This is a genomic window from Clostridium sp. C2-6-12 (genome assembly GCF_009928485.1).
Classification (GTDB): Bacteria; Bacillota; Clostridia; order Clostridiales; family Clostridiaceae; genus Clostridium.
Genome location: NZ_JAABNP010000026.1, coordinates 1 through 25417 on the forward strand (window position 1 = coordinate 1; position 25417 = coordinate 25417).

A 25417-nucleotide genomic window follows, 5' to 3' on the forward strand; every position below is an offset into this window, starting at 1 on the left:
AGGTGGGTCAACTTTGCTCGTAAAAGGTGGGTCAGTTTTAATTGTAAATCAACACAAAGAATAATATTAAATACAAAAGGAATCATGAATGATTTAAGCGAAGAATTATTAGAATTTCTAGGTTATGTAGAAGATTCAACAGATGATAAAGTAAAGCATGTTAAAGGAAATCTTGTTAAAAGTATACATAAGAGAGTACAGGAAATTAAAACTATAAAAGAATTATTTAAATGATAACTATATAATTAATTATATGAGGAGAAAACAACTAATGAATACTGTAGTATATCTAACAAGACATGGACAAACAGAATGGAATATTGAAAGAAGATTACAGGGGAGAGGAAACTCGCCTTTAACACAGGCTGGAATTGCTAGAGCTATGGAGCTTCGGGACAGGATTAAAGATATAGATATTGATATTATATATTCAAGTCCAATAGAAAGAGCATTAGTTACTGCTAACATAATTAAAGGGGAAAAGAAAATAGAAGTTATAACAAATGATGGGTTAATGGAAATGTGCTTTGGTGATTATGAAGGTAGAAGAACAGACGAAGTTATGAAAGAAAATCCAGAATGGAATATTGATTTAATTATGAATGGTGATGTTAATTTATGTGCTCCAAATGGTGAAACATTAAGAGATGTTAGAACTAGAATAAGTGAAACTATGGATAAGTTGATAGAGCAAAACAGAGGAAAAACTATTTTTGTAGTAGCTCATGGAATTACACTAAAGGCTTTAATGTATTATTTTAAAGATGAAGAAGTAAATACAGAAGTTATGGGCCAAGCAACTTTAACAAAGATAACTGTAGACAAGAATAATAATTTTAATATAGATTTTAAAAACGATGATAGTCATTTTACAGTAAAAGGGCAAAAATTAGGATGGTAAATTAATATAGTTGTTAATGATGAAAGTATAATGAGTATTGTAGATGAAACTGTAATAAAGGTTTCTAAAGAGGAATTTATAAAGAAACCTATAAAAAGTATAAAAGAACTTCTCAGAAAATGAAAATAAATTAACCTGGTGTATTCATATTGATACGGAATGTGCTAGGTTGTTTTTTTACTGATAATAAGAACTTATGTGCGTATATAATTCGTAGGATTGGAAATAATTAGAGTATAGATCTATGAGGGGAAAAGTGTATTTATTCAATATTGAAATATCACTAAAAATAGATTAATATTTAAAGAAAGTAGTGAGAATATTGGCAGTTGATAGTGAACACATAAGTTCTGATGAAATTATAAAAGTTAGAGTGAATAAAACTTTAAAGGAATTAAATTTAGAAGATGATTTCCTCTTTGCAAAAGTTATGAGCGATAAGGAAATATGCAAGGAATTATTAGAAAAGATTTTAGAAATTGAAATAGAGAAAGTAGAAATGGTTGAAGAGCAAAAAACTATAGATTTATTACTTGAAAGTAAAGGTATTAGACTTGATGTCTATGTTAAGGATGAAAATAATACAATATATAATGTTGAAATGCAAAGAGGAAAGCATAAAAATTTACCTAAAAGACTAAGATATTATCAGGGAAGCATAGATTTAGATTTAATAAGCAAGGGTGAAGATTATAGAAAACTTGCAAAAAGTTATATAATATTTATTTGTACTTTTGATTTGTTTGAAAAGGGACGGCATAAATATACTTTTCAAAATATATGCTTAGAAGATAATAGTATAATATTAAATGATGAAGCGCAAAGAATAATATTAAATACAAAAGGGATCATGAATGATTTAAGTGAAGAACTATTAGAATTTCTAGGTTATGTAGAAGATTCAACAGAAGATAAAGCAAGGCATATTAAAGGAAATCTCGTAAAAACTATACATAAAAGAGTTCAAGAAGTTAAAGATGATGTTTCAATGGAGGTGGAGTACATGACTTTGTTAGAAAGAGATAGAGAGAAAATTGAAGAAGGAATAGAAAAAGAAAGAGAAAACTCTAGATTAAAGGATATAGGAAGAGTTAAAAACTTACTTACTAAAAAATTTGGGATTTTAAGTAATGATTATAATAAAATAATAGAAAATTTAGATAGTGATAAACTGAATTTAATTATTGAGAATATTTTAGATATAGAAAATGTAAATGAGGTAGAAAAATATTTCTAAAGCTATTCATAAAACGTAGATGGGAAAAAATAGTAAAGATTAAATTAAATGATGAAGCACAAAAAATAGTATTAAATACAAAAGGAATAATGAATGATTTAAGTGAAGAATTATTAGAAGTTTTAGATTATGTAGAAGAAACGACAGAGGATAAAGTAAAGCATGTTAATGGAAATCTTGTGAAAACTATACATAAAAGAATTCAAGAAGTTAAAAATGATGTTTTAATGGAGGTGTACATTCTGAAAAAGTGCGAAGCACAATCAAGAACTTACATGACTTTATTAGAAAGAGATAGAGAGAAAATTCAAGAAGGAGTTGAAAAGGAATAGAAAAAGGTGAAAAAAAGAAGGTATTAGAAATAGCAGAAGAAATGCTAAAAGATAATGAACCAATAGAAAAATAATTAAGTATTCAAAACTTAGCAGGGAAGAAATATTAAAAATTAAGATTTAAAAACTAGAAACGCAAAAAGCTATCTAGAAAGGGATGGCTTTTTTTATTTAGACAAGAACTTATGTGCGTATATTATTTGCCGAATTGGAAATTATTACGGTATAGGCATATGATTACTTAAACATTTAACAGCCAATTTAAAAATAAATCAAACTAATATATAATAGAATTATATATTAGTAAATATTGATTACTCATTTTAAATTTTTAATTATAGAGGGGGACATAAAATGAATTTTGAATTGGTGGAAATTAGTGATAATAATGTTAGTGGAGCTTGTTTTCCAGACTTTTTTGACGATTGTAATCCGACTGAAGAGCAAGATTGTATGCCAAATGGGTATCCAGATCCAGAACCGGATGATGGAGAGGATATATATTAGTATATGAAAAGCTATTTTGCACTAAATGAAAATGTAATATTAATTCATGGGGCAAAGCGTGGTTTACTTCAAGATTTAAATTGTAGTAGACTTTTTTCTATAGATAGCAATTCAAAATATTATCTAAATAAGCTTTTAAATGGTGAATCTGTGGAAAAGGCTTTGGCAGAATTGACAGCAGAAGAAAACAATAGATTTAAAAAATATTTAGATTTACTCATTAGTGAAAATTTGGGGTATTATTGTAGTGAAAAAATAGTGTCTGGAAATTACACTAAGGAAAAGGTTATTGATAGAAAATTATCTACTGTATGGTTTGAATTACGAAAAGCTTGCAATTTAAATTGTTACCATTGTTATATGGATTGTAATAGTAGCAGCGATAAAGGTTCAAATTTATTAAATGTTGAGGATTGGAAAAGAATAATCGATCAATTGAAGAAATTTAAACCTAAAAAGATAATTTTAATTGGTGGCGAACCACTATTATTTAATGGAATTATAGATATTATTGATTATTGCAGAGAAATATGTTCGGAATCAGAATTAATACTTTACTCAAATTTGACTTTATTAACAGAAAAAATAATACAAGCCATTGTATTGAATAAGGTTAAAGTAATCACATCAATTTATTCAAATAAAGCAGAAATTCATGATAAAATAACTAGAAAAGATGGAAGTTTTAATACTACAATATCAAATATAAAGAAGTTAAAAGAATTTGGAGTTTATGTTAAAGCTAATAGCGCAGTAATGAGTTATAATTTTAATAATATTTCAGAAATACAAGATTATATATATGAATTAACAGGGGTTCGCAGCAAAATAGATATAGTAAGAGATGTTGGAATATCTAAAAAAAATTTAATTCCATCGGAATTAGAAACTAAATTTCAAAGAATTAGAAATAAACCTAATTTTAAGCCTATAAATGAAGCACAGTTTTTAAAAAATTTCTCGGGAAATAATTGTTGGCAGGGAAAGATAAATATTACTTGTGATGGTTATGTTTCTCCATGCATAATGGGAAATGATTTTATAGACAAAAGGTTTAATGTTAGAATAAATGATATGAATAGTATTATTGATGACTATTTGATTACAAAATTTTGGAGTGTTTCAAAGGACGTTATTAATGAATGTAAGGATTGTGAATATAGATATGTTTGCAATGACTGTAGGCCAATATGTACTGAAAATGGAGATATTTATTCTAAAGGAAAAATGTGCAATTATAATCCATATTTAGGTGAATGGAAAAAGTAGCTAGGCTTTGGCAAATATATAATGTTACAAGGTGCAAACTAAATTTGTACAGCGGTTATATTTTTATAAGTATAAATTTAGAAGAAGAGATGATTACAATGACTAAGCTGAGATTTTATATATTTAAAAAGTCTCAGCTTTATTATGTTATACTAATAATTGTAAACATGATTTTTATAATTTATAATGTTAAAAAGTGGTGGTGGGATTTTGAAAGAAGGAATTTATGAGCAAGTTATTAATAATGAAATAATAAGTGAATTAGAAGTTTTAGATATAAATAATCTTTTAATATCAAAGGAAGATATAGATAATGAAGAAGCTAAGGTGATTTTATCCCAGTATATTGAAGGTGTAATAAGAAAATCTCTTAATTATATTAGAGATAAAGAGAAAGAGGATAATGATAAGTTATTAAGGCAAATTGAAGTTTGCAACAAGATAATTAGTATTTTAGCTAAGGAATCTAATGAAGAGGATATTAAAAAATATAAAATTGATGAAAGCGGAGAACTATTAACTTCACTTTACTTAAAAATTAATAATAAAAGAGCTATTAATGAAGGAAAAGCAGTAAGACCTATAACTTCAATTTCTCAAAGTTCTTTATTTACTGGTTCCATAATGGAGCCGAATATGCTTAGTGAATTGAATAGAGAAATAGTATCTTGTGATTCAATAGATTTGCTTATATCTTTTGTTAAATGGAGTGGACTTAGGTGTATTATTGATAGTTTAAAGGAAGCAACTAATAATGATAAAAGACTAAGAATAATAACCACCTCATATATGGGGGCAACAGATGCTAAAGCTATTTATGAATTAAGTAAACTTCAGAATACTGAAATTAAAATATCTTATGATACTGAGAGAACCAGGCTTCATGCTAAAGCTTACATGTTTAAAAGAGAGACAGGCTTTACTACTGCATACATAGGATCATCTAATCTTTCAAATGCTGCTTTAACTTCTGGACTTGAATGGAATATTAAAGTTACAGAAAGAGATTCTTTTGATATTATAAAGAAATTTGAAGCTACTTTTGAAAGTTATTGGAATGATTCAGAGTTTATTGATTATTTAGGAACTGACAATGATAAAGAAAAATTATCTAATTCCTTAATGAAAGAAAAACATGCTGACGAGTCTCAGTTTAATTTTCTTTTTGATATAAAACCTTATTCTTATCAAAAGGAAATACTTGAAAAGCTTCAAGTTGAAAGAGAAATATTTAAGAAGTATAAAAATTTAATAATTGCAGCTACTGGTGTTGGTAAGACTGTAATTTCAGCTTTTGATTATAAATGCTTTTGCAAGGAAAATAAAATGAGCAATAATAAATTATTATTTGTGGCTCATAGAGAAGAGATATTAAAACAAAGTAGAGATACTTTTAGGGCTATACTTAAAGATAATAACTTTGGAGATTTAATGGTTGGAAATAATATTCCTACTTCATTAGAGCATTTATTTGTGTCTATTCAAAGTTTAAATAGTAAAAATTTATATGAAATAACGTCAAGTGATTATTATGATTTTATCATTGTAGATGAATTTCATCATGCAGCAGCTCCATCTTATCAAAATTTATTAGAGTATTATAAGCCAAAGATTTTACTTGGACTCACTGCAACTCCTGAAAGAAATGATGGTGCAGATATTTTTAGATATTTTGATGATAGGATTAGTGCAGAAATAAGGTTAAATGAAGCAATTAACAGAAAACTATTAAGCCCATTTCAATATTTTGTTGTTACTGATACCATCGATTTATCTAAGCTTAAATGGGGTAGAAGAGGTTATGATATTACAGAATTAAGTAATCTTTATACAGGAAATGACCTTAGAGTAAAGCAGATAATAAATAGTTTAAATAACTATGCTACTGATTTAAATGAAACTGTCGGGCTTGGATTTTGTGTTAGTGTTGAACATGCTAAGTTTATGGCAAAAAGCTTTAATGAAAAGAACATACCTTCAATAGCCTTGCATGGTGATAGCAAAGATAGTGAAAGGTCTGATGCAAAAAGAAAATTAGTAAATGGCGAAATAAAATTTATTTTTGTAGTAGATTTATATAATGAAGGTGTTGATATACCTGAAATTAACACTATTTTATTTTTAAGGCCAACTGAAAGTTTAACTGTATTTTTGCAACAGTTAGGAAGAGGTTTAAGGTTAAGCGAAGGGAAAGATTGTTTAACTGTATTAGATTTTGTAGGTCAAGCACATAGAAATTATAACTTTGAAGAAAAATTTAGAGCACTTATAGGGAAAACTAATCACCCAATTAAAGAGTATATTGAAAATGGATTTTTAACTTTACCAAAAGGCTGTTATATTCAACTTGAAAAGCAATCAAAGGAATATATTTTAAGAAATATAAAATCTTCAACAAATAATAAAGCAAATTTGATAATTAGATTAAAGAACTATACATTGGAAACTGATTTGGAATTGAATTTAGAAAACTTTTTGAATTATTATCATCTATCTTTAATAGATTTTTATGGAAAATCAGGTGATAGAAGCTTTTCTAGAATGCTAGTACTCGCAGGATTAAAAGAGGATTTTCGTGAAGAACAAGAAAATGAAATAACAAAGAAATTAAAGAATTTATTCAGCATTAATTCTAGAAGATTTATTGATTTCATCTTAAGAATTATCAATGATAACAGCTTTTATAATGATGATTTAAATGAAGAAGAAAAATTAATGTTAAATATGATGTATTATACATTTTATAATGAGTCGCCAGAAAAACAAGGTTTTAAATCAATAAAAGAAGGTATTAATTGTTTATTAAAAAATGAAAATATGATAAAGGAAGTCGTAATTATATTATCATACAACTATAATAATATTGATTTTATAGATGAGAAAGTGGAACTTGGATATCCTTGTCCTTTAGACTTACATTGTGAATATTCAAGAGATCAAGTTATGGCAGCTCTTGGGTATTTTAATGATAATAAAAAGCCAGCTTTTAGGGAAGGTGTAAAATATTTTGAAGATAAATCCTTGGATATATTTTTTATTACTTTAAATAAAAGTGATAAAGATTTCTCACCATCAACACTTTATGAGGATTATGCAATTAATGAAAATCTATTTCACTGGCAAAGTCAAAGTACAACATCTGTAGAGAGTGCAACAGGAAAGAGATATATAAAACATAAAGATTTAAATAGTAAAGTAGCTTTATTTGTTAGAGAAAGCAAAATTCAAGATGGAATAACTGCACCATTTACTTATTTAGGCTTATGTGAATATGTAAGACATACTGGAAATAAACCAATAAGTTTTGTATGGAAGCTGGAAAAAGAAATACCAGCTAAAATCATAAATAAAGCTAATAAGACAATAGTAATTTAAAAAATAAGGCTCATGGACTTATTAGTTTGTCTAATGTGATTAAAGATTAATATTAGCTGAGATTTTCTTATATTTAGAAAATCTCAGCTTTAATCATTTTATGTAAATTTATGATATAATAGACATAAAGTGAAACTTGATTCAGGTGGGGTTTGATCCCCATCTGAATCTTAGTTGAACTTATCCAGGAGCTAGCAGCCGTAACATTCCCACTTAAAGAAGAGGGAATGTTACGGCTGCTAGCTATCGGATAAAATATTGGAAAAACATAGAAAGAGTGATAGCAGTGAAAGACACAATAAATAGGATTAGAAAATTCCGAAATGACAGAGAATGGAGTCAATTTCATACACCAGCAAATTTATCTAAAGCAATTTCAATTGAAGCTGGAGAGCTTCTAGAAGAATTTTTATGGGATGATAAAAATTATAATAAAGAGCATGTACTAGAAGAGCTTGCAGATGTTATGGTTTATTGTATACATATGGCTGATTCTTTAGGTGTGGATTTAGAAGAAATAATTAATTCTAAAATGGATAAGAACGAAAAGAAATATCCAGTAGAAAAAGCGAAGGGGAATAGTAAAAAGTATACACAACTATAAAAAGCAGCTATGCTGCAATAAAGAACTTTTCACAACTATAAAAAGCAGCTATGCTGCAATACGGAACTTTTCTGCAATAAAGATCATTTCATAACTATAAAAGGGGCGTTTAAAAGTGATTGTATATGAAGCTAGTAAAAGAGATTTTATGAATCATGTTACTAATGATGAGATTAGTATTTTAATAGATAGAGAATATAAAAATAAAATAGGGAAATCTAGAGAAAATGAATTTAAAGCATGGGATAATTCTATGCTTTATATGTTTAAGGCACTTAATACTCATGATATTCCAGATGAATGTGGAGTTGCAATTGAATATAGGATTCCTGCAACTTCTAGAAGAGTTGATTTTATTTTAACTGGACTTGATGAAAATGATAAGGAAAATGTAATTATTGTTGAACTAAAGCAATGGAGTGAATTGGAAGAAGTCGTAGAGGAAGATGCAATTGTAAAGACTGTAATAAATAGAAGCAAAAGAAGAACCGCGCATCCATCCTATCAAGCCTGGTCATATGCTAGTCTAATTGGAGATTATAATGATTCTGTTGAAAAAAACAATATAAAATTACATCCTTGTGCTTATTTACATAACTACATAAAGCGAGAAGAAAATGATCCTTTAGAAAATGAAGTTTATAATAATTGGTTACATAAGGCACCTGCATATGCTAAAGGTGATGTCATAAAGCTTAGAGAATTTATCTGCAAATATGTTAAAAAGCCTGATCATGGAAAGGGAATATATTATATTGAAGGTGGCAAGATTAGACCTTCAAAATCACTTCAAGATGCACTTAAGGTTATGATTGATGGAAATGAAGAATTTATCATGATTGATGATCAAAAGGTTGCCTTTGAAAGTATTATGAGAACTGTTCGTGATTGCATTAAAAATGGTACTAAGAAAACAATAATTGTTGAAGGAGGACCAGGAACAGGCAAGTCTGTTCTTGCAATTAATCTTCTTGTTAAGATATGTAACATGAACTTAAACTGTCAGTATGTAACTAAAAATGCAGCTCCTAGAAATGTATATTGTGAAAAGCTTAAGGGAAATTACACTCAAAAATACATTAATAATTTATTCAAAGGATCAGGCATTTTTACTGAGACTACAGAAAATGAAATTGATGTTTTGGTAGTAGATGAAGCTCATAGACTTAACGCTAAATCTGGTATGTTTAAAAATATGGGAGAAAATCAAATTAAGGAAATTATAAATACTGCAAAAGTATCTATATTTTTTGTTGATAATAATCAAAGGGTTACTATGGATGATATAGGCAGCATTGAAGAAATTGAAAATCAAGCAAAAGGCTTGGATGTTAAAGCTAGAAAATTAAAACTTACTTCACAATTTAGATGTAATGGATCTGATGGATATGTGTCATGGCTTGATGATATTTTAGAAATTAGTGAAACAGGCAACTTTGATGGCTTTGAATTTGATTTTGATTTTAAAGTATTTGATAATCCAAGTGAAATGAGACAGGCTATAGAAGAAAAAAATGAAATAAATAATAAGGCTAGACTAGTTGCAGGCTATTGCTATGAATGGGCAACTAAAAAGAAAGAAAACTACAATAAATATGATATAGAATTCTCAGAATATGATTTTAAAATGAAGTGGAATTTGAGCAATAGTTCCACTTGGGCAATTGATAAGGAATCCATAAATGAATGTGGTTGTATCCATACTTGTCAAGGACTTGAATTTGATTATGTCGGAGTAATAATAGGACAGGATTTAAGATTTGAAAATGGAAAGATAATAACTGACTTTTTTAAAAGAGCAAAAACAGATAAGAGTTTAAATGGAGTCAAAAAGTTATATAAAGAAGATAGCGAAAAAGCTCTTGAAATAAGCGATGAGCTTATTAAAAATACATATAGGATTCTTATGACAAGGGGACTTAAAGGATGTTATGTATGGTGCGAAGATGAAGCTCTTAGAAATTATTTTAAAGAACGCTTAAATTCTTTTAGTAGCCAAATTGGGGTAAAGGAAATTGATGAGAATAGAGTTTTAATTATTGAAAATAATTTGTTGTAAATGTAATGTTATTTAAGCCAAGATTTGGTGCTTTAAAAATCTTGGCTGTTATTAAGTTATTTATATAAACCTATGTTCATACGAATATAGATTCAAATCTTTCTAGGAATATTGTTTCATAGGAATATATTTAAAAAGGTTTATAGGTTCATATTTAAATAGGATAGTATGAAAATATTTTTATAGTAAAATATAAAGCTATAAAAATAGGTATATATATAAATATTTATAGTAAACATGCGTGTTGGAATTGAATATAGCAAAAGGAGCATAAAAAAGTATGGAACAGCTAGTAGTTAATTTTAAGTATAATTTTTATCATATGACTGCAAAGAAAATTAACCTCAAGATGTATGCATATAAGATAATAATAGGTTAATATATCCTTAAATATGGTATAATAACTACTACATAAATCCCCCATGAACGGATGTGGAAAATATAATACAATTACAGAAAAGAGGTGTTGATTTTGAATAGAAGATTTAATACTACAGGTGTTTGCATTCCTCATTTGCATTATATGGTTGATATAACAAATAAGATAACCCAAATAAAAAGTATGGTTTATAGAGGAGATTATTTTGTTATAAATAGACCTAGACAATATGGGAAAACTACTACAATGTACATGTTAGAACAGGAATTAAAAGATGAATATTTAGTATTAAGTATAAGTTTTGAAGGTTTAGGAGACTTAATATTTGAAGAAGAAAAAACTTTTTCTAAAACAATATTAAAAATCTTTGGAGATAGTATACAGCTTAATTACGAAGAATATTCATCTAAACTTTATGAAATGTCAGAAGAGATTAGTGATTTAAATGCGGTATCAAAAGCTATTACAAATTTTTGTAAAATTGTTAACAAAGAGATTGTACTGTTTATTGATGAAGTAGATAAAAGCTCTAATAATCAGTTATTTATGAGCTTTTTAGGAATGCTTAGAAATAAATTTTTATTAAGGCAACAGGGTAAGGATAAAACCTTTTATTCAGTAATATTAGCTGGAGTGTATGACATTAAGAATTTGAAGCTTAAAATCAGAGAAGATGATGAAAAAAAGTATAATAGTCCTTGGAATATAGCAGTAAACTTCAATGTAGATATGAGTTTTAATTCAGATGAGATAAGCACTATGTTAAAGGAATACTCAGAAGATAAAAATGTGATAATTAATATTAAAGAAATTTCAGAAATAATTCATTTTTATACAAGCGGTTACCCATTTTTAGTAAGCAGGCTTTGTCAGATAATTGATGAAAATCAATTATTATGGAATGAAGAAAATATTAATAGATCAGTAAAAGAATTACTGCAAGAAAATAATACACTTTTTGATGATCTAGTAAAAAATATTGAAAATAATAATGAATTTAAAGACTATATATTTGACTTAATAATTAATGGTACGGAAAAGACTTTTAATATTCATAATACACTTATAAATTTAGGAGTTATATATGGATATTTAAAAAATATAGATGGAAGAGTAAAAATGTCTAATAGAATATTTGAGCAAATGCTTTATAATTATTTTTCTTCCAAGCTTGAAAATAAAACAGATATGTCAACATATAACTTTAAAGAAAATTTCGTAATAGATAATGGATTAGATTTTGAAAAAATACTTTTAAGATTTCAGCAGTTTATTAAAGAACAATATAGTTCTATTGATTCCAAATTTATAGAACGTGAAGGTAGGCTATTATTTTTAGCATTTATAAAACCAATAATAAATGGTGTAGGGTTTGATTTCAAAGAAGTACAGATTTCTGAAGAAAAGAGACTTGATATAGTAGTTAGCTACTTTACAAATAAGTATGTAATTGAACTTAAGATATGGAGAGGAATTGAATACCACAAAAAAGGACTAAGCCAGCTTAAGGACTATTTAGATATTCAAGGATTAGATAAGGGATATCTTGTTGTTTATAATTTTAATAAAGATAAAGAGTATAAAGAAGAAGTAGTACACTATGAAGGAAAAGAAATTTTTGTGGTGTTTGTTTAGATATGATAAAGGTACAATAGTATATCATATAATCCATAGATATAAGCTGAGGTTTCTTATTTTAGAAAATTTCAGCTTTAATTATTTTATAAAAATTTACGCTATATTAAAAATACAAAAAGATTGCATTTTTTAATCATAATTTGGGTAGAGTTATGATTAAAAATATGATAAAATAAGTTGTTATTAATATTAACTATTAAATAGTATTAATAATTTAAAATGATAATTACCATTAGGAGGAACATGATGAAAAGTGATTTATTAGAAAAAGGGGCAATATTACAAAGGGATAAGGAAACATATGCAATTGCTCCACATTTAACTGCTGGATTAGTAACTCCAGATATTTTGAGAAATATTGCAGATGTAGCTGAAAAATATAATGCAGCAGCTATTAAAGTTACAGGAGCTCAAAGAATAGCACTAGTTGGATTACAAGAAGAAGATTTAGATAATGTTTGGCAAGATCTTGGTATGGATCCAGGTGCAGCAGTAGGGTTATGTGTAAGAAGTATAAAAATATGTCCAGGAACTACTTTTTGTAAAAGAGGACTTCAAGATTCAGTAGCTGTTGGATCAAAATTAGATAGTTTATATCATGGAATGGAATTACCTAATAAATTAAAAATGGGTGTAAGTGGATGTCCTCATAGCTGTGCAGATAGTGCATTTAAGGACATAGGATTAATAGGAAGTGGAAAAGGCTGGATGTTCTATGTTGGCGGAAAAGGTGGGGCTAAGCCAAGAATAGGAGATAGAATAGCACTTTGCGTATCAGAAGAAAAAATATATGATTTAATTGAAAAAGTTGTTCAAGTATATTCTGAAAATGCAACAAATAAAGAAAGATTAGGAGATTATATAGACAGAATAGGATTAGAAGAGTTCAAAGGACAAATAGATCTTAATAGTTATTTATAAATCTCAAATGGTGTATAAGTTTTCTATGCAAACATATTTCATTTTTAATGATATTTAGTGAAAATAGTGTAATAAATGCTGTGTCTTTATGGATGCAGCATTTTTATTTATAAAAAATTAATCTAAGTAAGAAAAATTTTTGTTTAAGATGAGAACTTATGTGTATATTATTTATAGAAATGGAAAGAAGTTATACTTTTAAATATGTTATAATAATACATAAGTAGGTGATATATATGAAACAATTGAAAGTTAAAAAATTAGAAGAATATATGATTGATGAATGTGTAGATTTATATATGGATACATTTTCTAAGGAACCTTGGAATGATGAGTATGAATCAAGGCAGCAGGTAGTAAATTTCTTTGAAAATCATATTAAGAATAATTATTTTTTGGGGTATGTTGGAATCATTGATGAAAATATTATAGCTTTAAGTATTGGTATGAAAAAACCATGGATTAAAGGAATTGAATATTATATAGATGAATTTTGTGTAAGTTACTTGATGCAAGGACAAGGAGTTGGCAGTGAGTTTTTAAAAGAAATTGAAAAAATGATTAATGAAGAGGGAGTTTATAATATAATTTTGAATACAGAAAAAGAATATCCTTCTTATGATTTCTATATAAAAAATGGATTTGAAACTATTAATGATTTAATTGTCTTAGGAAAATAAAAGAAATTTTATAATTTTAGAGGAGAAATTAAATGAGTTTTGGGAAGCTAATTGGTATAGGTAATACTGCAAATGTTTATGAATGGGATAAGGACAAAGTGGTTAAACTTTTTCATTCAAATTATCCAAAACAAGCAATTGAAACTGAATTTCATAATGCTATGGCAATAAGAAATATGCCTTTTCAAAAACCAAAAGCATATGAAATGATTTCCCATGAAGGCAAGTTTGGAATTGTATATGATATGATAAAAGGTGAATCTTTATTAGATTTTGGGATGAAAACTGGTAATGTAGAGAGATGCTCAGAATATATGGCAAAGTTACATAAAGAAATACTTACTAATAAAGTTAGTGGTCTTCCAAACTATAAGGAATTTTTAAAGTCTCATATACCTAATATATTGTCAGCTGATGCAAATAGAAAAGAAGAACTATCAAAAACCATAGATGAATTACCTGATGGCGATATACTTTGTCATGGAGACTTCCATCCAGGCAATATACTTATATGTGAAGATAACTCAACTATTATAGATTTCATGAACATATGTCAGGGGACTTTTTTATATGATATTGCTAGAACAGTATTTCTAGTGGAATATACGCCTGTGCCAATGGATATGGAAAATAGAGAACAGGTTTTGCAATTAAAGAAAAAACTAGCTGACCTGTATCTTTTGGAAATGAAGGTTACTAGAGAAATGATACAAGATTACTTAGAAGTGATTATTGCCACTAGAGAAGGCGAATGTCCAAATGAAAAATCAAGTGTTATATAAAATATACATGAATAGCATATAGCAAGATATAAAATATAAATATAAGAATAATGCAAAAGAAAGGGTGAACTTAATGAGTGTGTAATACTCCTGTTTTAATATTTTGATAAATTGGAGTGAAGAACGTGATAAAAAAATTAAACCTAAACAAATTAGATGAAGTAATGAAAATTTGGCTTGATACAAATATAGAATCACACAATTTTATACCTAAGGAATATTGGATTAATAATTTTGATTTGGTTAAACAAATGTTGCCATCAGCTGATATTTATGTATTTGAAGAAAATAATATCATAAAAGGGTTTATAGGTATTATAGAACAAAGCTATATTGCAGGGATTTTCATAAAGAAGGAATTCCAACGAGAAGGAATAGGTTATAAATTAATAGAATACTGCAAATCAAAATACAAACATCTTGAATTAGATGTTTTCGAAAAAAATGAAGGTGCATTGAAGTTTTATCATAAGAATAACTTTAAAGTGCTAGATAAAAAAATTAATGAAGAAACACAGGAACTTGAATATACTATGATTTTTGAATCTAGTAATTTAAGTTAATATAAGAGTAAATAATACCATAAAATTGTGATGATTTATGGTATTTACAATTGTAAATTCCTGTTTTTATTGCACTATTATTTGTAAAGTATGTATGATTGACTTAAACATAAATTGTAACTTATAAGAGTATTAAAGAGGGGTTATAAGATAATATGGATAGAGAGATTACAAATAAAAGATTTTGGGAAAATGTTGCAAAGTGGTATACACCATTGCAGGAAAGAAAAAATGCAAGATTATACCAAGATTTATGTGAGGTTATATCAAAATCATTGGATAAGAATATGCAGGTTTTAGAATTAGCTTGCGGAACTGGACAACTTACGATTCCCTTATGTAAAAAAGTAGCTAGCTGGGAAGCAACGGATTTTTCAGAAAAAATGATCCAAGAAGCAAAGGTAAGAGCGGCTAACTTTCCTGTTACTTTAGCTGTACAGGATGCAACGAACCTCAAATATGAAGATGGAAGGTTTGATGCAGTAGTTATTGCAAATGCTCTTCATATTATGCCTGAGCCTCATAAGGCCCTAATGGAAATTAACCGTGTACTAAAAAAAGGAGGTTTGTTGATTGCACCCACATTTGTATATGATGGAAAAATCAATAAGCTACGGATTTGGTTAATGGAGAGGATTGGATTTCATACTTTTTACAAATGGAAGTCTCATGAATATATAGAATTCATCTCTAATAGAGGTTTTCATATAATTGATAGCTCTGTAATTCAAGGAGAAATGTTACCAGAATGTATATTGATTTGCAAAACAAATTAATATGTATTATAACTCAAAAAGGTAGTTCAAAGTTGAACTGCCTTTTTGAGCTGTATAAAAAATACTTAGACAATTTAGATAAAAAAGATTTATTAAAGATTTGTAAAATTATAGATTTAAGAAAAACTTTATGTTTCTATACAAATAAAATTAATAACAATAGTTTAATATAAGCTTAAAGATAGCTTGTCAAATCTCATAATTATTAAAAGGCGTAAATATATAAAAGAAATGAGGTAATGTTATTATGGTTAATACTTACTTTGTACCAAAAGAAGTAAATTCAAATCATTTAAAAATCATAGCAATTATTGCTATGGCCATAGATCATATTGCTTATGGTTTTGTGCCGGAGGGTAGTATTTTAGGTCAGATAATGCATACAATTGGTAGAATTACAATGCCTATTATGTGTTTTTCTCTTGCAGAGGGGTATCATAAAACAAAAAATCTAAAAAAGTATGTTATTAGATTGTTTATATTCATGATAATATCATATATTCCTTACCTATTTTTTACTACAGGAAAAATGCCCATATCATTTGATAACTCAAGCAATATATATTTTAAATTTCCAACTAGTGTTATTTATACATTGTTTATAGGAATTATATCCCTCATAGTATGGGATTTAAAAGAACTAAATAAATTTTTAAAAGCTTTAATATTGCTAGTTCTTTTAGATGCAGCAACTTATGGAGACTGGGGTACAACTTGTGTTTTATGGGTTTTGGTATTTGGTATTTTTTATGGCGATTTTAAGAAACAAATCATAGGGTATTTGCTTGTAGCATTTCCTTTGTTCTTAATTGTTATATTAATGTTTTTTAATATTATAGATGGAGTGTGGTGGGAAAAGATATATATTTTCGGATTGTTACTCCCAATTCCATTGTTATCAAATTATAATGGGAAATTAGGAGAGCATAATTTAAAGTGGCTGTTTTACGTATTTTATCCACTCCATTTGCTTATTATTGGATATATTAAATATATTGTGTTGTAGATTAGGAAGTATATAAATGAATATTGTTCATTGACAAATGAATAATATTCATTTATAATCCTAAATATGGATGGTGATTTACTTGAGGACAATTAAACCAATTGATGAAAGACGACAGGAAATATTAGATGGAGCTATGAAGCTTTTTAGTGAAAAAGGATATGATAGAACATCTATTTCAGATATTTCTAAATTTTTGGGAATATCTCAAGGCTTGTGTTATAGATACTTTAAATCAAAGGAAGAAATATTTGAAAGTGCAATTGATGAATATGCAAATAGTATAGCTGATGAAATGATAAAGGTAATAAAAATTCCAAACATGTCTCTTGAAGAAAAAATTTTAAGTAAGTGGAATTTTAATGATTTAGAGAAAAAAGAGGATTCCTACTACAGAGTTTTTCATGGAGAAAATTCAAAGCCGCTACATGACCGTATGTCTATAAATATTTGTAGAAAGGTTACTCCATATATTCAAGAAGAGATAGAAAAGGAAATTGCTAATGGAAAATTAAAAGTTGAAGACCCAGCAATGCTTGCATCTTTCTGTGTTTATGGACAATTAGGAATATTACTTGATACAAGTATAAGTGATGAAGTAAGAACTAATAGGATCAGTGAGTTTTTATTAGATTTAATAGGAAGATATAAAATATAATGAAATAATTAATCTTAGTGATTACATATAAAAGTCCCCACATGGGGACAAAATATTACAAATATAATGAATGAAATTCATTCACTAAATAAATTTTAGGAGGATTAAATCGTGAAAGAAGAAAAAGAAAAATCAATTAATCATTTTAACAGTACTGCAAAGGAGTATGATAACTCCTTTGATGGCAAATTTGTAAAGGTAATGTATGAGCCTTTATTAGAAGAAATAAAGGAAAATTCAGAAGGTAAATTACTGGACGTGGGCTGTGGCACAGGAAATATTCTTTGTAAATTAGTAAATGGAAAAAGAGAGCTATTTGGAATTGATCTGTCTGAAAATATGGTAAAAGAATGTAAGAAAAGAATGGAAGATAATGCAGAAATAAAAGTAGCAGATGCAGAGCATATGCCATACAAAGATAACTTTTTTGATGTATTAATTTGCAATGCTTCCTTTCACCATTACCCACATCCAGAAGAAGTGTTAAAGGAAATGAAACGAGTTCTTAAAAGTGGAGGCAGGCTATTGATTGGAGAGGGCTATGCTCTTCAACCCTTTAGAGCCCTTCTTAATTTATCATTTCGCTTTTCAAATAGTGGTGATTTTAAGAGCTATGGAAAAAATGAATTTATTAGAATGTTAGAGAATAATGGCTTTAGTTTAGCGAAAGTAAAAAAGACAAGCAGTCGTACAGTTTTATATATGGCTATGGCATAAGAAAGAATAAGAATATGAAAAAAACAGGCAATATGGTAGCTCGATCATATTGTCTGTTTCTAATTAGGAATTATATATAGTTAATATCTTTTCAATCTTCAGAGATATCAGTTCTTTTGAATTCATATAGTAATAATTAATAAATGCTAATGAAATTGTTTAAATAATGCTATTTATTTAAGCAGTGATTTTGATATAATATATAAAGTGAAATTAATAATAAAATGTTAATAATTACCGGAAAGGAAGGGTTATTAAGAATGAAATATTTAGTTTTAGACATTGGAGGCAGTGCTATTAAATATGCCCTAATGACAGAAGAATTGGAGTTTATTGAAAAAGGAAAAGTTCCAACACCTATGGACACTATTGAAAATTTTGTAGAGGCAGTAGGTGGAATATATGATAAGTATAAGGAGCAAATAGAAGGAATGGCTATAAGTATGCCAGGAGTTTTAGATAGTGAAAGAGGTTATGCTTATTCTGGAGGAGCTTTAGATTATAATTGTGATAAAGAAATTGTGAAAATTCTACAGGAAAGATGTAATACAAAAATAACTATAGAAAATGATGGTAAGTGCGCAGCTCTTGCAGAAGTTTGGAAGGGCAGCTTAAAGGATTATAATGATGGAGTTGTAGTTGTTCTTGGAACTGGTGTAGGTGGAGGAATAATTAAAGATAGAAAGCTTCATAAAGGCAGACATTTTTTTGCGGGTGAATTTAGCTTCATGACTACAAACATTAATGATCCAGAAAAATTTGAAAATTGCTGGGGAAATGTAAGCGGTTCAAAGGAATTAATCAGCGGTGTGGCAAAAGCAAAAAATATAGCTCCAGAGGAATTAGATGGCTTTAAGGTATTTGAATATGCAAACAATGGAGATGAAGAGGTTCTAAAAGTTTTAAATGATTTTACATATAAGTTAGCTGTTCAAATTTTTAATTTACAATGTGTTTTAGATCCTGAGGTTTTTGCTATAGGTGGAGGCATAAGTGCTCAAGACATATTGCTTGAATATATAAAAAAGAACATAGACAAGCATTATAAAATGTTTGAAAAGTTTAATTTCCCAAAACCTAATGTAGTACGTTGTGAATATAGAAATGATGCTAATTTAATTGGAGCATTATATAATTTTGTAAATCGTAATTAGGCCTTTTATAGATTGATTAGTTTGTTGTATAAATAATGAATGGTGAATGCTTTTGGAATAAGTGCTTCACCATTCATTTTTATATTGCTAAAGTTTAGTATTTAATTGATCTCTATATTGATTAGGAGAAACTCCATAAACCTTCTTAAAGGTTCTTATAAAATGGGTATCATTTTCATAACCAATAGCATCGCTAATATCTCGAATTCTTAAATCTGTTGAGGATAAAAGTTCAATTGCTTTATTTAATTTTAAGGTTTGAATCATTTCTTTAAAAGTATGTCCTGTTGTTGTTTTTATAAGCTTGCTTAAATAAGGTATTGAAAAATGAAATTCATTTGATAAATCATCTAAAGTAATAGTTTTATAATTTCCTTGAATATAAGAAATTATTGAGGCAAGCTGTTTGTTAGTCTTTTGGAGTTCTTGAGGTAATTCCACCTTATTAATATCATTCCTTAGTAAATTTGCAAAGAGTATCATTATTTGATTGTCTAAAATTTTGTTGCTGTATTTCTTATTTTCAATGTCTTCAATTATAATTTCACAAAGAATTTTCTTTATAGTAGGATTATTATTTGTGCGGAATATAATGTAGTTATTATAATTTTTAGTATATAAAATCTTAGTAAAGAACGCAGACAAGATATTTTCTTCGCTTAATACTTCTAAAAAGGTATCATTAAAGGTGCTTCTTCTGATTAAAAAATTCATAAGGACAGTATCATCGTAAATTCCAACAGAATGTTCAACATTAGGAGGTAAAATGTATAAGTCACCTTCATTAAAAATAATTTCATCTCCAGAAATATTTTGTTTAAAGCTTCCAGAGTATACATAACTCATTTCAAAAAAACTATGCTTATGATTAAATTCAGGAGTATATCTATAGTGTTTTAGTGCTATGACATTATGCTTTTTCTTTTCAACAAAAAGCAGGTCTTCTGGCATGAAAGAAGGATCAATACCATGGTCAACTCCAGGAATGAGAAGCCTTAATTTCTTTATATAGTCTATATCTAAATTTTCCATAAATGCTTTATAGGTATCAGGATTTTGTTTAGCTAAATAATATTTTTTATAATATAATTCGTCTTCTGTATATTCTCTTAAAAATTTATCTAATTCCTCTATGTTCATTTTTTACATCAATTCCTTTCTATAAATACAAAAAAACTATGAAAGAATTTCTTATAGATTTTTATTCTTATGTACTTTGAATTTATTATGTAAAAACTATAATCCTAAGATTAAAAAATGTCAGTTATTTTCATTAATTTATGTTATTGGTTTTAAGATGATTTTGAAATATTATATGAATATAGTGTTTGATTAACATAAAGTTTGGGCCCAGCTTGTAATCGATAACTTATGAATAAATAACTTATGAGTTATAAGTTAAGTAGGAGGAGAAATATGGATATAAATTCAAAGGCAAATGTTAATATTTCAGCTAACAGTGAAAATAATAAAGTTGGTTTTGGCGAAAAAGTATCTTATGGATTTGGAAATTTAGCAGGGAATCTTTTATTGACTACTGCAAATACCTTTATAAGTTTTTTCTATACAGATATTGCAGGAATTGCAGTAGCAACAGTTGGATTTATTTTACTTGCAGGAAGAATTCTTGATGGAGTTGCTGATTTAGCAATGGGGGCAATTGTTGATAAGACAAAAACTAAGCTTGGAAAGGCTCGCCCTTGGCTTTTATGGCTAGCTATACCTTATGCAGTTTCATTAATACTAATGTTTACGGCACCAGATTTAAGCAGTAACGGTAAAATTGTTTATGCATTTATTACATATATTTTTGGAATGCTTATGTTTACAGGAACAGCAACTCCATATAACGTTTTGAGTGCTTTAATAAGTCAAGATTCAAATGTAAGATCACAATTAAGTTCTTATAGAAGTATGTTTGGTTTTTTAGGTGCATTAATACTTAGTATAATTACAATGCCTTTAGTAAAGACTTTTGGCGATGGAAAAAGAGGATGGCTTCTTCTTGCAGTTGTATATGGAATAGCATCAGCGGTATTATATTTTATGTGTTTTAAGAATACAAAAGAAAGAGTAGCAGCACCAGTAGAAAATGCTGATTTCTCTTTAAAAGATGGATTAAAAACATTATTTAGAAATAAATATTGGGCAATTATTGTAGCTAGTATTGTAATCATATTTATATCAGCAGGGCTTGGTGGAGTAAATGTTTATTATGCTCAATATGTACTTGGAAATCCAAATTTAGTTGGAGTAATTGGAACAGCATCTTTTTTACCTATAATTGCAGGATCATTTTTAGCAGGACCTGTTCTTACTAAGTTTGGGAAAAGAAACACTGCTTTAGGTGGAATAATATTAACTATAGTTGGTTCAATACCTATGGCATTAGCTCCAACAAATATTACAATGATCATAGTAGGACTAGTTATTAAAGGGTTAGGCTCAGCAGGATTCTTAGTTTCAGCTTTTGCAATGCTTGGGGATACAGTAGAATATGGTCAATGGAAACATGGAATTCGTATTGAAGGCTTAACTTTTGCAGCAGAAGGTTTTGCTGCAAAAGTAGGTACAGGATTAGGCGGAGCAGTACTTGGAGCAATATTAGGTCTTGGTGGATATATTGGAGGACAAGCTACTCAAAGTGCTTCAGCAATTATGGCAATGAAGGTTTCCTTTGCATATGCACCAATTGCTGCATCAGTACTAACTGCAGTATTACTTTATTTCTACGATTTAGATAAAATATATCCTAAAATTATTGCAGAATTAAAGGAAAGAAATAAATAGTAACATAAATTATAATGGTTTGAACTTTAATTAGGCATTAAGTTATTTTAACTTATGCCTAATTATACATTTAAAAAATATATAGAATTCAATTAAATTTGCATATTTATTATTAATAATCTTTGTTTAAATAGCATTGAGTATAATAATACATTTTTAATTGAAATATACATAGATAGCTGAGAGGAGTTTTAGTATGCTATTTGTAAGAAACTTAAAATGTGAATATTTAGAAAATCCAACAGGAATAGATAGAGTAAATCCAAGATTGAGCTGGCAGATTATTTCTGATAAGAGAAATGTTAAACAGCAGCAATTTCAAATACAAGTTGCAACAGACGAAGAATTTAATAATATTGTATGGAACATGCATACCTTCTCTGAAAAATCAATTCATATTCCTTATGAAGGAGCACCTCTTGAAAGTAAAAAGCGTTATTTTTATCGAGTTAAGGTATGGATTAGCAAGGAAGAAGAATCTGATTGGAGTCATACTTCTTTTTGGGAAATGGGCTTGATTAATGCTTCAGAATGGAAAGCTGAGTGGATTTCTGTAAAAGAACAAAAAATAAATGAAGAGTTTAAAGCTAGAGTTCCTTTTAGCTGCTTTAAGAACTTTTCCATAAATAAAAAGGTTAAGAAAGCTGTAGTTTATGTGACAAGTTTAGGTGTATATGAACTTTATATAAATGGAAAAAGAGTTGGAGAAGATTATCTAACACCAGGTTGGACAGACTATAATTATCGTATTCAATATCAGACTTATGAGGTTTCCCATTTAATTAAAGCTGAGGATAATAAACTTAAGGCAACAATTGGAGAAGGCTGGTACAGTGGATATCTTGGATGGACTAAGAGAAAAGACATTTATGGAAGTAAAAATGCTTTATTACTTCAAATGCATATTTATTATGAAGATGGAACAAGTGAAGTTATAGCTTCAGATGAATCTTGGAAGGAAGAAAAGTGTAACATATTAATGTCTGACATATATAATGGGGAAATATATGATGCAAGTCAAAAAGAGGAAGCTGCTATAAACAGTAATTTAGTAATTGTACCATATCCAAAAACACATTTAATTGCTCAAGAAAATGAACCAATTAGAATACAAGAAGAAATAGAACCATTATCAATATTTAAAACTCCAAAGGGAGAGCTTGTATTAGATATGGGACAGAATATGGCTGGTTTTGTACGCTTTAAGATTAAGGGAGAAAAAGGGCAAAAAGTAACTTTAGTTCATGGTGAGGTTTTAGATAAGGCTGGAAACTTCTATAGGGATAATATTAGGGATGCAGCTCAAAAAGTCACTTATATCTGCAATGGAAATGGGGAAGAAATATATGAACCTCATTTTACTTTTCAAGGCTTCCGTTATGTTAAACTTGAAGGATTTTCAAAAGATATAAAGCTTTCTGATTTTACAGGGGTTGTACTTCATTCCGACATGGAGCCTATAGGAAGTTTTGAAACTTCAGATAAAAATATTAATCAACTTCAACATAATATTTTATGGGGACAAAAGGGAAATTTTATTGATGTTCCAACAGATTGCCCTCAAAGAGATGAACGTTTAGGGTGGACAGGAGATGCACAAATCTTTGCAAGAACTGCCTGCTTTAATATGAATGCAGCACCTTTTTTTAGTAAGTGGTTAAAGGATCTTTCTTGTAATCAAATGTCAGATGGTGCAGTGCCTTTTGTAGTTCCTGACATTTTAAAGGGGACTTTCGCTGATGGAATGGGATTAACTACTGCTGGTTGGGGAGATGCAGCAGTTATATGTCCTTGGACAATTTATCAATGTTATGGAGATGAAAGTATATTAATACAGCAATATGACAGTATGAAAAATTGGATTAATTATATTAGAAATCAAGGTGACAATGAATATCTTTGGGATACTGGCCTTCAGCTTGCAGATTGGCTTGCTTTAGACAATAAAGAGGGGGGATTTTTTGGAGCAACCGATGGATACTTAGTTTCAACTGCATATTATGCTTATTCTACAGGGATCTTTGCAAAGATAGCAAAAGTATTAGGAAAATTTGATGATTACAAATTATATAGCGAGTTATATACTTCAATAAAAGAAGCTTATATTAATAGATTTTTTGATGAAGCAGGTAACTTAACAAGTGAAACTCAAACTGCTCAAGTAATATCTTTATATTTTGATTTAGTACCAGAAAAATATAAAGAAAAGGTTGCTAAAAAATTAGTAGAATTAATAGAGAAGAAGAATATGCACTTAGATACAGGATTTTTAGGAACTCCTTATATTTGCCACGTTCTATCTGATAATGGATATGAAGAAGTTGCTTATAAGCTGCTATTTAATACAGATTATCCATCTTGGTTATATCAGGTGGAAAGAGGGGCTACAACCATGTGGGAGCATTGGGATAGTATTAAAGTTGATGGTTCCTTCTGGGATATAGGTATGAATTCTTTCAACCATTATTCTTATGGTTCAGTAGGTGCATGGATGTACCAAAATATTGGTGGTATTGATATGGTTGAAGCAGGGTATAAAAAATCAAAAATAGCTCCAAAGTTATCGGAGAAATTAAGTTATACTAAGGCTGATTTAGAAACTATGTATGGTAAAATATCAGTTAGCTGGGAAGTAGTAGAGGATAAGATAAATATAGATGTAGTAATTCCTCACAATACAACTTCAGTTATTACACTTCCTAAGGTTAAAAATATTGAAAAAATAAAGAAATATATTATAGAAACTTTTAATGAAAAAACATTGCAGATTGATTTAACTAATGGTCTTGCTGAAACTTACGTGGATACTGATTTCCGCTTTAAAGTTTTAGGTGATAATCTTTCTTTTGAAATAGGTTCAGGCACATATAGTTTTTCATATGAACATCTATAAAATATGCACCAATAAAAAAAGTGGCTATGCCACAATAAAGAACTATTCACCAATAAAAAAAGTGGCTATGCCACAATAAAAAACTTTTCACATATAAAATAAATTCTGAATTAAAACAGTTAAGAGGTTAATCAGAAATTCATTAAGTCAGAAAAATATATAACATAGTGAACAAG

21 protein-coding genes and 1 pseudogene are annotated in these 25417 nt (G+C 28.2%); 21 read left to right on the forward strand and 1 reads right to left on the reverse strand.

Annotated elements, in window-relative coordinates:
• The 19 genes and pseudogenes from GXK56_RS19055 to GXK56_RS19140 all read left to right on the forward strand — a co-directional run.
• Window positions 1-234: pseudogene (locus GXK56_RS19055) on the forward strand (hypothetical protein); the annotation flags it as partial.
• Between the two features lie 37 nt (window positions 235-271).
• On the forward strand, window positions 272-901 hold the full coding sequence (locus GXK56_RS19060) for a histidine phosphatase family protein (RefSeq protein WP_160690342.1): 630 nt from the start codon (window positions 272-274) through the stop codon (window positions 899-901).
• A gap of 322 nt (window positions 902-1223) precedes the next feature.
• Window positions 1224-2138, forward strand: a complete 915-nt coding sequence (locus GXK56_RS19065) for an Rpn family recombination-promoting nuclease/putative transposase (protein WP_160690344.1) — start codon at window positions 1224-1226, stop codon at window positions 2136-2138.
• Between the two features lie 89 nt (window positions 2139-2227).
• Window positions 2228-2470 (forward strand): hypothetical protein, encoded by a 243-nt coding sequence (locus GXK56_RS19070; protein WP_243156180.1) that lies wholly within the window; start codon window positions 2228-2230, stop codon window positions 2468-2470.
• Window positions 2471-2824: 354 nt separating this feature from the next.
• Window positions 2825-2977 (forward strand): hypothetical protein, encoded by a 153-nt coding sequence (locus tag GXK56_RS27845; protein ID WP_009171007.1) that lies wholly within the window; start codon window positions 2825-2827, stop codon window positions 2975-2977.
• Window positions 2978-2980: 3 nt separating this feature from the next.
• On the forward strand, window positions 2981-4246 hold the full coding sequence (locus GXK56_RS19075; RefSeq protein WP_160690346.1) for a radical SAM protein: 1266 nt from the start codon (window positions 2981-2983) through the stop codon (window positions 4244-4246).
• A 210-nt stretch (window positions 4247-4456) separates the two neighbouring features.
• Window positions 4457-7621, forward strand: coding sequence for a DEAD/DEAH box helicase (locus tag GXK56_RS19080; RefSeq protein WP_160690348.1), 3165 nt, complete (start codon window positions 4457-4459; stop codon window positions 7619-7621).
• Window positions 7622-7907: 286 nt separating this feature from the next.
• Window positions 7908-8225: a nucleotide pyrophosphohydrolase gene (locus GXK56_RS19085; RefSeq protein WP_160690350.1), complete on the forward strand. Its 318-nt coding sequence runs from the start codon at window positions 7908-7910 to the stop codon at window positions 8223-8225.
• 115 nt (window positions 8226-8340) lie between these two features.
• Complete coding sequence (locus tag GXK56_RS19090) at window positions 8341-10284, forward strand: DUF2075 domain-containing protein (protein ID WP_160690352.1); 1944 nt, start codon at window positions 8341-8343, stop codon at window positions 10282-10284.
• A gap of 472 nt (window positions 10285-10756) precedes the next feature.
• Window positions 10757-12298, forward strand: coding sequence for an AAA family ATPase (locus tag GXK56_RS19095; RefSeq protein ID WP_160690354.1), 1542 nt, complete (start codon window positions 10757-10759; stop codon window positions 12296-12298).
• 249 nt (window positions 12299-12547) lie between these two features.
• Complete coding sequence (locus GXK56_RS19100; protein ID WP_160690356.1) at window positions 12548-13222, forward strand: NAD(P)/FAD-dependent oxidoreductase; 675 nt, start codon at window positions 12548-12550, stop codon at window positions 13220-13222.
• A 236-nt stretch (window positions 13223-13458) separates the two neighbouring features.
• Window positions 13459-13902, forward strand: a complete 444-nt coding sequence (locus tag GXK56_RS19105) for a GNAT family N-acetyltransferase (RefSeq protein ID WP_160690358.1) — start codon at window positions 13459-13461, stop codon at window positions 13900-13902.
• A gap of 32 nt (window positions 13903-13934) precedes the next feature.
• Window positions 13935-14684 carry a phosphotransferase gene (locus GXK56_RS19110; RefSeq protein ID WP_160690360.1) on the forward strand — a complete coding sequence of 250 codons (750 nt, stop codon included), beginning with the start codon at window positions 13935-13937 and terminating at the stop codon, window positions 14682-14684.
• Window positions 14685-14809: 125 nt separating this feature from the next.
• Window positions 14810-15247: an N-acetyltransferase gene (locus GXK56_RS19115; RefSeq protein ID WP_160690362.1), complete on the forward strand. Its 438-nt coding sequence runs from the start codon at window positions 14810-14812 to the stop codon at window positions 15245-15247.
• A gap of 155 nt (window positions 15248-15402) precedes the next feature.
• Window positions 15403-16023 carry a class I SAM-dependent methyltransferase gene (locus tag GXK56_RS19120; RefSeq protein WP_160690364.1) on the forward strand — a complete coding sequence of 207 codons (621 nt, stop codon included), beginning with the start codon at window positions 15403-15405 and terminating at the stop codon, window positions 16021-16023.
• A 247-nt stretch (window positions 16024-16270) separates the two neighbouring features.
• Entirely contained in the window at window positions 16271-17029 is a 759-nt protein-coding gene (locus tag GXK56_RS19125) for a TraX family protein (protein ID WP_160690366.1), read from the forward strand.
• Window positions 17030-17111: 82 nt separating this feature from the next.
• A complete protein-coding gene (locus tag GXK56_RS19130) occupies window positions 17112-17687 on the forward strand; it encodes a TetR/AcrR family transcriptional regulator (protein ID WP_160690368.1) in 576 nt (191 codons plus the stop codon).
• 111 nt (window positions 17688-17798) lie between these two features.
• Entirely contained in the window at window positions 17799-18404 is a 606-nt protein-coding gene (locus tag GXK56_RS19135; RefSeq protein WP_160690370.1) for a class I SAM-dependent methyltransferase, read from the forward strand.
• A 260-nt stretch (window positions 18405-18664) separates the two neighbouring features.
• A complete protein-coding gene (locus GXK56_RS19140) occupies window positions 18665-19558 on the forward strand; it encodes an ROK family protein (protein WP_160690372.1) in 894 nt (297 codons plus the stop codon).
• A gap of 87 nt (window positions 19559-19645) precedes the next feature.
• Here the strand turns inward: GXK56_RS19140 and GXK56_RS19145 are convergent, their stop codons facing one another.
• Window positions 19646-20698 (reverse strand): AraC family transcriptional regulator, encoded by a 1053-nt coding sequence (locus GXK56_RS19145; protein ID WP_160690374.1) that lies wholly within the window; start codon window positions 20696-20698, stop codon window positions 19646-19648.
• A 276-nt stretch (window positions 20699-20974) separates the two neighbouring features.
• On the opposite strand from GXK56_RS19145, the gene GXK56_RS19150 reads away from it, so the two are divergent.
• Together GXK56_RS19150 and GXK56_RS19155 are read left to right on the forward strand one after the other, a co-directional pair.
• Window positions 20975-22348, forward strand: a complete 1374-nt coding sequence (locus GXK56_RS19150) for an MFS transporter (protein WP_160690376.1) — start codon at window positions 20975-20977, stop codon at window positions 22346-22348.
• 196 nt (window positions 22349-22544) lie between these two features.
• Window positions 22545-25241, forward strand: a complete 2697-nt coding sequence (locus tag GXK56_RS19155) for an alpha-L-rhamnosidase (protein WP_160690378.1) — start codon at window positions 22545-22547, stop codon at window positions 25239-25241.
• Window positions 25242-25417: the final 176 nt, after the last annotated feature.

Bases quoted from the DNA above. Each gene is read 5' to 3' on its own strand.
- GXK56_RS19105 (WP_160690358.1), top strand. From the start codon at position 13,459: ATGAAACAATTGAAAGTTAAAAAATTAGAAGAATATATGATTGATGAA.
- GXK56_RS19070 (WP_243156180.1), top strand. From the start codon at position 2,228: ATGAATGATTTAAGTGAAGAATTATTAGAAGTTTTAGATTATGTAGAA.
- GXK56_RS19150 (WP_160690376.1), top strand. From the start codon at position 20,975: ATGGATATAAATTCAAAGGCAAATGTTAATATTTCAGCTAACAGTGAA.
- GXK56_RS19145 (WP_160690374.1), bottom strand. From the start codon at position 20,698: ATGAACATAGAGGAATTAGATAAATTTTTAAGAGAATATACAGAAGAC.
- GXK56_RS19125 (WP_160690366.1), top strand. From the start codon at position 16,271: ATGGTTAATACTTACTTTGTACCAAAAGAAGTAAATTCAAATCATTTA.
- GXK56_RS19155 (WP_160690378.1), top strand. From the start codon at position 22,545: ATGCTATTTGTAAGAAACTTAAAATGTGAATATTTAGAAAATCCAACA.
- GXK56_RS19140 (WP_160690372.1), top strand. From the start codon at position 18,665: ATGAAATATTTAGTTTTAGACATTGGAGGCAGTGCTATTAAATATGCC.
- GXK56_RS19120 (WP_160690364.1), top strand. From the start codon at position 15,403: ATGGATAGAGAGATTACAAATAAAAGATTTTGGGAAAATGTTGCAAAG.
- GXK56_RS19100 (WP_160690356.1), top strand. From the start codon at position 12,548: ATGAAAAGTGATTTATTAGAAAAAGGGGCAATATTACAAAGGGATAAG.
- GXK56_RS27845 (WP_009171007.1), top strand. From the start codon at position 2,825: ATGAATTTTGAATTGGTGGAAATTAGTGATAATAATGTTAGTGGAGCT.
- GXK56_RS19075 (WP_160690346.1), top strand. From the start codon at position 2,981: ATGAAAAGCTATTTTGCACTAAATGAAAATGTAATATTAATTCATGGG.
- GXK56_RS19060 (WP_160690342.1), top strand. From the start codon at position 272: ATGAATACTGTAGTATATCTAACAAGACATGGACAAACAGAATGGAAT.
- GXK56_RS19110 (WP_160690360.1), top strand. From the start codon at position 13,935: ATGAGTTTTGGGAAGCTAATTGGTATAGGTAATACTGCAAATGTTTAT.